This is a genomic window from Streptomyces anandii JCM 4720, from assembly GCF_014650655.1.
GTDB classification, from domain to species: domain Bacteria; phylum Actinomycetota; class Actinomycetes; order Streptomycetales; family Streptomycetaceae; genus Streptomyces; species Streptomyces anandii.
This window is the reverse complement of record NZ_BMVJ01000032.1, coordinates 15,866-24,190: the sequence shown is the minus strand read 5'-3', so window position 1 is coordinate 24,190 and position 8,325 is coordinate 15,866. Positions and strand designations below refer to the sequence as shown.

The window sequence follows — 8,325 nt, the reverse complement described above, 5'->3', positions numbered from 1 at the left end:
GGGCCGGCACGGGGCCGGGAACGGAAAGCCCGGCGGCCCCGCCCGTGCCGGCCGGCTGGGTGGTGATGGCGGTCAACGGGCACCTCCGAGGGGCAGCGTGGCGAGCATGCCGGGCACCTGTTCCCGGTCCAGCCGGGCGAGACCGGCGCCGGCCTGCCGGGCGGCGTCCTCCAACGCCCGCCGAGCGGCGACGAGTTCGTCGTCGCTGCGGCCGGTCACCCGCAGGTGCCCGCACAGCGAGGTCTCCTGGCGGTCGCCGGGCCACAGCGTGAGGCTGAACGTCGTGGCGAGCGCGGGCACCGCCGTCAGCAGCGCCACGAACTGCGGCAACGACGTGCCCCGCTCGCCCAGTTGGGGCCAGCGCCGGACCCAGTACGTGGTGTGCCGGCGGTTGTCGCAGCGCCAGCTGCGCCCGGACTCCTCCGTGCGCCGCTCCCGTGCCTCCGTACGCCCCGCCTCCGCGGTCACCAGCGGATTGGCGCACGCGGAGGTGGCGATGGCCGCCGTCAGCTCCTCCTCGTCGAGCACGGTCGCACGGAACCCGGCTCCGGTGAGCCTGCTGGCCAGATGGCCGGCCACACGCGCGAGACACTTCTGCGCACCCACCAGCCCGCCGCCCCGCGCGGCCACGGCCTCCTGGCACAGCTCCGGGTCGAGCTTCAGCGCGATCCAGGTGATCCGCACCGCCGGGGCGCCCGTCTGCGCCTGCAGCGGGGCGTAGTTGGTCACGGCCACCGAGTGCTGCGGCAGGTGCAGCGCGGGCGCGGGCTGGGTGTGCAGCACGATCTGCGCCGACTCCAGCCGGATGCCGTCCACCTCGAGGGCGTCCCGCACCAGCCCGACCGGCAGCGGCTGCCGACCCCGCTCCGCCCGCAGCGCGGTGACGTCGGCCTCGACCTGGACGACGGCGCTGAGGAAGGTGCCGTCCCCGGCCATGCCGACGGGACGCCGCTCCCGGCCGTCCTCCGAGCCGCCGTAGGAACAGGTCCGCAGCGCCGGGTCGCATTCGACGGCGGGGGCCAGCCCCGGCTCCGTGCCCGCGGGTATCACCAGGGACGCCGCCCGGCGCTGCCGTGCCCGCAACGCCCTTGCCGTGCCGAGCCATTCGGGCAGTGAACGGCCGCGGCGGCGGACGACGGCGAGCAGTACGAGGACCACGGCGACGACGGCCGCCGGCACCAGCGCGACGGGCCCGGCCGCCCATCCGGTGAGCAGCACGGCGGCCGCGATCTCCAGCAGGACGAGCCGTTGCAGCCGGAACGCGCCGGACCGTCCCGGCCGCGGCCGGAGGCTGAGGGGACCGGCGGGGGAGGGCCGGCCGCCCGGCGCGGGCGAGGGCCCCTCCGGTGACCGGCCGGGCGCCGGGGAACCCCCCGTGCGCGCCCGGTCGCGGGATCGGGTCCGCGTCCCGGAAGCCATCACTTCATCCCCCCGATTTGCTCACAACTCACCAGCTATTCCAGCACCGCACAGGGCCCTTGAGGACCGGGGCACCCTACCCGCCCCGCGAACCCCCGCGGACACCAGGCATAGTAGGGGCTCGGTCCGACAGCGAGAGGCGGGGGACGTGCCCCGCCCTCGAGTGCGGCCGGGCGGAACACGGGGAGAGACAAGCGCAGATGGCATCTCGGCGGGACCAGCTCAACGCCTACACCTTCGCGAAGCGCCGTATGCTCGCGTCCTTCGTCCAGTCGTCGCCGGACGGCTCGGAGGAGGGGGCGCCGCGGCCCATGCGGGCGGTACTGCCGGGCACCATCGTGGGTGTGGTCGTGATGGCCGTCTTCGGGGCCTGGGGGATGTTCAGGCCGACGGCGCCGCAGGGCTGGGACACGCCCAACGAAAAGGTGATCGTCGCCAGCAAGTCGACCACCCGTTACGTGGTCCTCAAGACCGACGGCAAGGTCCAGCTCCACCCGGTCCTCAACATGGCGTCGGCGAAGCTCCTGCTCAACCCCGGCCAGGGCGAGGTCGTCACGGTCGCGGAGTCGGTGCTCGACAGCGGCAGAATCCCGCACGGCGTGACCATCGGCATCCCCTACGCCCCCGACCGGCTGCCCTCGGACAAGGAGGCCGCCGCCGCCAAGCAGTGGGTGGTGTGCGAGCGCCCGAGCGCCGGCGGCCGCTCCATCCAGAAGGCCGCCCTGGTGCTCGCCGCACGCGACATGTCCCGGACCAAGGGCCCGCAGCGGCTGCACGGCGGCGAACTCCTCTACGTGGTCGACCCGGAGAAGAAGCGGTACGTCGTGGACGCGAGCGGCACGGCGTACCGGGTGTCCGCCAACGACGAGCTGCTGCTGCGCGCCGTCGTCGGCTCGGGCCGCGAACCGGAGCGGGTGTCCGGCCAGTGGCTGGCGACCCTGCACACGGGCGACCGCATCCGCTTCCCGGTGATCGACGGCGTCCCGGGCGCGCCCGCCGGGGCGCCGGGCCAGCTCGACCCCTCGGTGAACAAGGTCGGCATGGTGCTCAAGGCGGCCGACAACACCAAGGAGCAGTACTACGTGGTGCTGCCCGGCAGGGTCGCGCCGGTGTCCGCCTTCGTCGCCCAACTGCTGCTGTTCAGCAAGGACCTGGCCAAGCTCGGCCAGGCCGGACAGGCGCGGGCGGTCAGCCCGGGCGCGCTCCAGCCGGGCCGGGCGTTCGGCACCGGGCACCAGTGGCCCACCGAGAGCCCCGTGCCCGTCAACGACGCCTCCGACCGGCCCGGCAGCCGCAGCACGATCTGCAACGTCCTGGACGGCGTGGACGCCGGGAACGGCGGCACCACCCTCAGCACCTGGGCGGGCACCGACTTCCCCGCCCCGCTGCCCATCGGCTCCGCCAGCGCCTACGTCACCCCCGGGTCAGGCCAGGTGTACCGCCAGTTCCAGGGCCGGGAGACCAAGGCGGGCCCCGTCTTCCTCGTCACCGACACCGGGCTGCGCTACGTGCTGCAGTCCAACTCCGACAGCGCCACCGACGACGCGGGCATCGGTACGACGGCCAAGGAGCGCCGGCAGTTGCAGCAGGAGGCGCAGGAGGCGCAGACCCGGCTCGGGTACTCCGGTGTGAACCCGGCACCGGTGCCCGCCGCGTGGTCAGAGTTCCTGCCCACCGGTCCCCGGCTCTCGACGGCCGCGGCGCGCCAGCCGCAGGGCTCGTAGGGGAGGACGCACACCATGGCGCACCCTTCCTGGACCGCACAGGCCCTGCGCGCGAGCACGGTGGCGGCCGCGGGCCTGCTCGCCACGGCCACCCTGCTCACCCCCCGCGCGGCGGCCGACGACTCCTTCTCCGACCAGTGCACCTTCCCCAACAAGACCTACCCGGGCCGGCCTTGGGCCCTCCAGCGGGTCAACCTGGACGAGCTGTGGGGCCAGTCCGAGGGGAAGGGCGTACGCGTCGCCGTGATCGACACCGGCGTCGACGTGAAGAACCGTCAGCTCACGGACGCGGTCGACGCCAGGAGCGGCAAGAACTTCCTGCCCCCCAAGGACGACAAGGGCAAGAAGGTCGAGGGCGCCGGGGCCGGCGCCACCACCGACACGGTCGGACACGGCACCAAGGTCGCCGGCATCATCGCGGCCCGCCCCATGAAGGGCAGCGGATTCGTCGGGCTGGCGCCCGAGGCCACCATCATCCCGCTCAAGCAGAACGACGCGGAGGGCCACGGCACGGCCAAGACCCTGGCCGACGCGATCCGGTACGCGATCGGCGCCAAGGCCGACGTGATCAACATCTCGCAGGACACCTCCAACGCCGTCGAACCGGCCCCCTCGCTGCGGCAGGCCGTCGACGCGGCGCTGGCGCGGAACATCGTCGTGGTCGCCTCAGCGGGCAACGACGGCCTCGGCGGCAACGTCAAGCAGACCTACCCCGCCTCCTACGACGGAGTCCTCGCCGTCGCGGCATCCGACCGCAACAACGAACGCGCCGCCTTCTCCCAGTCCGGTGACTTCGTCGGCGTCGCCGCGCCCGGCGTCGACATGATCTCCACGGTCCCCAAGGGCGGTCACTGCTCCGACAACGGCACCAGCTTCTCCGCGCCTTACGTCGCCGGCGTCGCCGCGCTCATCAAGGCCAAGCACCCCGACTGGACCGCCCGCGAGGTGGTCGCCCAGATCGAGCAGACCGCCGAGCGCACCATCGCCGGCCACGACCGCCTCGTCGGCTGGGGCGTGGTCGACCCGGTCCGCGCCCTGACCGAGGACGACCACCCCACCGAGTCCCCGGCCCCCCAGGACGGCCTCACCAAGGCCCAGCCCCCCACCCCGGCCCGCCTCCGGCTCGGCGAGACCCCCGATGAACGCAACGCCCGCCTGGCCACGTACATCGCCGTATCCACGGCAGTCCTCACCGCCGCCCTCACCGGCACAGCCATAGCCACCCGAGACGCCCGCAAAAGACGCACCCGACTCACGGCGACCGGGGAATGAAACCCGGAAACGAGCCAAGTCCCGCAGCATTGCCCGTGCTTGTGAGCGCTCGGGCTGTCGCAGGGTCTGGCTAGAGTGATCGCGTCGCGCGCGGAAAAGGTGAACGGTCCGCGTTCACCGATCGACGAGAAGGAGCACCCACATGGCCGACGGCCGTAAGCTCGACAGCGCTGAAGTCCTCAGGCTCGAGAAGTCCATCGTCCACAAGTACGAGTCCATCAAGGGCCAGCTCGCCCGGCTCCAGGGCACCATCGACATGATCCAGAGCAACTGGACGGGTCAGGGCGCCGCGGCCTTCGACCGCAAGCAGTCGGACATCAACGACCACGTGGTCGCCCTCGGAAACATGCTCGAGCAGGTGCTCGAGGGGGTCAACATCAACCGCAAGGACAAGGAGAGCCTCGAGCAGGAACTGCACAGCAAGATCCACCAGATCGACGTGCAGGACCTGGGCGGCAAGACCTCGGCGCTCACGAGCTACTGACTCCCCGGCCTCCCGGCCGACCACCGAAGACCGACCCGAAAGACGAGACGGGGCACCCATGACGAACGTCCACAACCAGGACCTCGCCGTAAAGTACGGCACCCTTGACGCGCTGACGACCGAACTCGGCTCCATCGCCAAGAAGCTGGAAGAGGACATCCAGTCCCTCAAGGCCGACGTCCAGAAGATCGCCGAGGGCTGGGGCGGCGAGGCGCACGAGGCCTTCAAGGCTCAGCACACGAAGTGGGACGCGCACGCCAACGGCATCCACCAGGCACTGGTGACCATCGGCCAGCGCATCCACGAGGCCGGCGGTGACTACCGCGCCGGGGACCTCAAGGGCGCCAGCTACTTCCAGTGAGCCGGCCCGGCAGCCGGCCGGCCGGGCAGTGAACTGACGGAACCCCACGGGGGGTGGGCATGCGCGGGAGGTGCCCACCCCGTGGGGTTCCCGCATGTCAGTACCGCTGCTCCTCGACCAACCCCGTCTGCACCAACGGCTTGCCCCTTCGGCGGGAGACGAAGACGCCCCGGCCGGGGGGCATCGGGCGGGGGCGGACTCCGGAGAGGACGTCGCCCTCGCCCGGATCGCCGGCCAGGACCACGCCCTGGGCGCCGAGTTCCTGCAGGCGCTGCATGAAGGCCTCGTAGGACGCGCGGCCCGCGCCCGCCGTGGAGCGGGCGATGATGAAGCGGACGCCGACGTCACGGGCGAAGGGCAGCAGCTCCGTCAGACCGGCGAGCGGATTCCCGCTGGACGTGGACACCAGGTCGTAGTCGTCCACGACCACGTACACCGTCGGACCCTTCCACCAGCTTCGCTCGCGCAGTTGACGCGCCGTCACGTCCGCCGTCGGCGTGCGGCGCCGCATCAGGTCGGCGAGCGCCGTCATGTGATGGTCCATGGCGTTGGACATCGGGATGTACTCCGCCAGGTGCGAGGCGGGCGTGACGTCCAGCAGCGAACGCCGGTTGTCGACGACGAACAGCTTGCACTCGTCGCCCGCATACCGCTCCGTCAACTGCTTGATCAGCAGCCGCAGCAGGTTCGACTTGCCCGACTCGCTCTCCCCGAACACCAGGAAGAACGGGTCCTGCTCGAAGTCGACGAAGACCGGCTCCAAGTTGTCCTCGTCGAGCGCGAAGGCGATCCCCCGCTCCGGATGCCGGTCGCCCGACGGCAGCTGGACGGCGGGCAGTTCGCGCGGCAGCAGCCGCACCTCGGGCGCGCCCGGCGCCTGCCAGTGCCGGGACACCTCCGCCGCCAGCGCCTGCGTGGCCTCGGCCAGATCCGTGTCCGAGGTCAGCCCGTCGATACGCGGTACCGCCGCCATGAAGTGCAGCTTGTGCGGCGACACGCCCCGCCCGGGCACCCCGGCCGGCACGTTCGCGGCGACCTTCCGGTCGATCTCGGAGTCCATGGTGTCGCCGAGCCGCAGCTCGAGCCGGTTCATCAGGTGGTCCTTCATGTTGGCCCGGACCTCCATCGACCGCGACGCGGTGAGGATCACGTGGATGCCGTAGCCGAGACCCCGGGCCGCCATGTCCAGGACGAGCGGCTCCAATGCCTCGTAGTCCGCCCGGAAGTTGCCCCAGCCGTCGACGACGAGGAACACGTCGCCCCACGGCTGGTCGGTGACCGTGATCTGCCCCCGGGCCCGGCGCGCGCGGAAGTCCGCGATCGACGGGATGCCCGAGGAGCGGAAGTACTCCTCACGGCGGGTCAGCACGCCGTACACCTCGGCGACCGTGCGCCGCACCCGCTCCGGGTCCAGCCGCGACGCCACCCCGCCCACGTGCGGCAGGCCGGCCACCGCCGCCATGCCGCCGCCGCCGAAGTCCAGCCCGTAGAACTGCACCTCGTGCGGAGTGTGGGTGAGGGCGAACGCGCAGATCAGCGACCTGACCAGGGTCGACTTGCCCGACTGCGGGCCGCCGACGATCTGCATGTGGCCCGCCGCCCCGGAGAAGTCCAGCCACAGCGGGTCGCGCCGCTGCTCGTAGGGCTTGTCGAGGAGACCCACGGGGACCACCAGCCGTCCCGCGCCCTCGTACCCGGGCTGGGTCAGCCCCCGGCCCTCCACCGCCGCCAGCCCCGGCAGCAGCCCGTCCAGCGACGGCGGGCTGTCCAGCGGCGGCAGCCACACCTGGTGGGCGGCCGGCCCTTGCGCCTCCAGCCGGCGCACGATCACGTCCAGCACGGTGTCCGCGAGCGCCTCGTCGACCTCGCCCTCACCCGAGACCCGCTGCCGGGGCAGCGCCGCGTAGCTGACCGGCACCTCGGCCGCGGTGAACAGCACCGGCCGCCGGTCCACCGGCAGCGCCCCGCCCCCGGCCGCGGGACGGTGCGAGCCCGTGCGGTACACGCCGGACACGTAGGCCGCCTTGAACCGCACCATCTCGTCCGTGCCGTACTTCAGGAAGCCCGAGCCGGGCACGTTGGGAAGCTCGTAGGCGTCCGGGACCCCGAGCGCCGCCCGGGACTCCGCCGCGGAGAAGGTGCGCAGACCGATCCGGTACGACAGATAGGTCTCCAGGCCGCGCAGCCGGCCCTCCTCCAGGCGCTGCGAGGCCAGCAGCAGGTGCACGCCCAGCGACCGGCCGATGCGGCCGATCTGCACGAACATCTCGATGAAGTCCGGTTTGGCGGTGAGCAGTTCGCTGAACTCGTCGATCACCAGGACCAGTGACGGGATGGGCTGCAGCGGAGCGCCCGCCGCGCGCGCCTTCTCGTAGTCGTGGATGTTGGCGTAGTTGCCCGCGTCGCGCAGCAGTTCCTGGCGGCGGTTGAGCTCGCCGCGGATGGAGTCGCCCATGCGGTCGACCAGGGTCAGGTCGTCCGCGAGGTTGGTGATGACGGCCGCGACGTGCGGCATCTGCGCCATGCCGGCGAAGGTGGCGCCGCCCTTGAAGTCGGCGAGGACGAAGTTCAGCGTCTCCGAGGAGTGGGTGACCGCGAGGCCGAGGACCAGGGTGCGCAGCAGTTCCGACTTGCCGGAACCGGTGGCGCCGACGCACAGCCCGTGCGGGCCCATGCCCTCCTGCGCGGCCTCCTTCAGGTCCAGCATCACCGGGCGGCCGTCCTCGCCGACGCCGATCGGCACCCGCAGCCGCTCGGCCAGCGCCCGCGGCCGCCAGGTCCGCTTGGTGTCCACCGACGACGCGTCCCCGAGGCCGAGCAGATCCGTGAATTCAAGGTTGGCCAGCAGCGGTTCGCCGTCGTCGCCGCCCGACGCCACGCGCAGCGGAGCCAGTTGGCGGGCCAGCGCCTCGGCGCTCTCGTACGACAGCTCGTCCGGCGTCCCCTCGTAGACGGCGCCGTCCGCCGACTCCAGGCGCAGCGATCCGGGCCGTACGACGACGTTGAGGTCGCCGCCCGCGCCGGCCGGCTCGCCCGGCACCACCTCGACGAGGGTCACCCCCTGC

The 8,325-nt window shown here is 72.4% G+C and carries 6 protein-coding genes; 4 read left to right on the top strand and 2 right to left on the bottom strand.

Annotation, left to right across the window (positions count from 1 at the left end; translation table 11 throughout):
- Nucleotides 1–72 precede the first annotated feature (72 nt).
- The gene (gene eccE / locus IE249_RS33010) at nucleotides 73–1,419 is read right to left on the bottom strand and encodes a type VII secretion protein EccE (protein WP_189710805.1); all 1,347 of its coding nucleotides are present in this window, start codon (nucleotides 1,417–1,419) and stop codon (nucleotides 73–75) included.
- A 200-nt stretch (nucleotides 1,420–1,619) separates the two neighbouring features.
- On the opposite strand from eccE, the gene eccB reads away from it, so the two are divergent.
- From eccB to IE249_RS32990, 4 genes are all read left to right on the top strand, one after another.
- On the top strand, nucleotides 1,620–3,143 hold the full coding sequence (eccB, locus tag IE249_RS33005; protein ID WP_189710803.1) for a type VII secretion protein EccB: 1,524 nt from the start codon (nucleotides 1,620–1,622) through the stop codon (nucleotides 3,141–3,143).
- Between the two features lie 15 nt (nucleotides 3,144–3,158).
- A complete protein-coding gene (mycP, locus tag IE249_RS33000; RefSeq protein ID WP_189710801.1) occupies nucleotides 3,159–4,415 on the top strand; it encodes a type VII secretion-associated serine protease mycosin in 1,257 nt (418 codons plus the stop codon).
- Nucleotides 4,416–4,557: 142 nt separating this feature from the next.
- Nucleotides 4,558–4,899 (top strand): WXG100 family type VII secretion target, encoded by a 342-nt coding sequence (locus IE249_RS32995; RefSeq protein WP_189710799.1) that lies wholly within the window; start codon nucleotides 4,558–4,560, stop codon nucleotides 4,897–4,899.
- A 58-nt stretch (nucleotides 4,900–4,957) separates the two neighbouring features.
- Nucleotides 4,958–5,260, top strand: coding sequence for a WXG100 family type VII secretion target (locus tag IE249_RS32990; RefSeq protein ID WP_189710797.1), 303 nt, complete (start codon nucleotides 4,958–4,960; stop codon nucleotides 5,258–5,260).
- 97 nt (nucleotides 5,261–5,357) lie between these two features.
- On the opposite strand, the gene eccCb is transcribed toward IE249_RS32990, so the two are convergent.
- A partial coding sequence (eccCb, locus tag IE249_RS32985; protein ID WP_229859786.1) for a type VII secretion protein EccCb occupies nucleotides 5,358–8,325 on the bottom strand: 2,968 nt, incomplete at its 5' end.

Coding starts and splice junctions, on each gene's coding strand:
- eccE (WP_189710805.1), bottom strand. CDS start 1,419: ATGGCTTCCGGGACGCGGACCCGATCCCGCGACCGGGCGCGCACGGGG.
- eccB (WP_189710803.1), top strand. CDS start 1,620: ATGGCATCTCGGCGGGACCAGCTCAACGCCTACACCTTCGCGAAGCGC.
- mycP (WP_189710801.1), top strand. CDS start 3,159: ATGGCGCACCCTTCCTGGACCGCACAGGCCCTGCGCGCGAGCACGGTG.
- IE249_RS32995 (WP_189710799.1), top strand. CDS start 4,558: ATGGCCGACGGCCGTAAGCTCGACAGCGCTGAAGTCCTCAGGCTCGAG.
- IE249_RS32990 (WP_189710797.1), top strand. CDS start 4,958: ATGACGAACGTCCACAACCAGGACCTCGCCGTAAAGTACGGCACCCTT.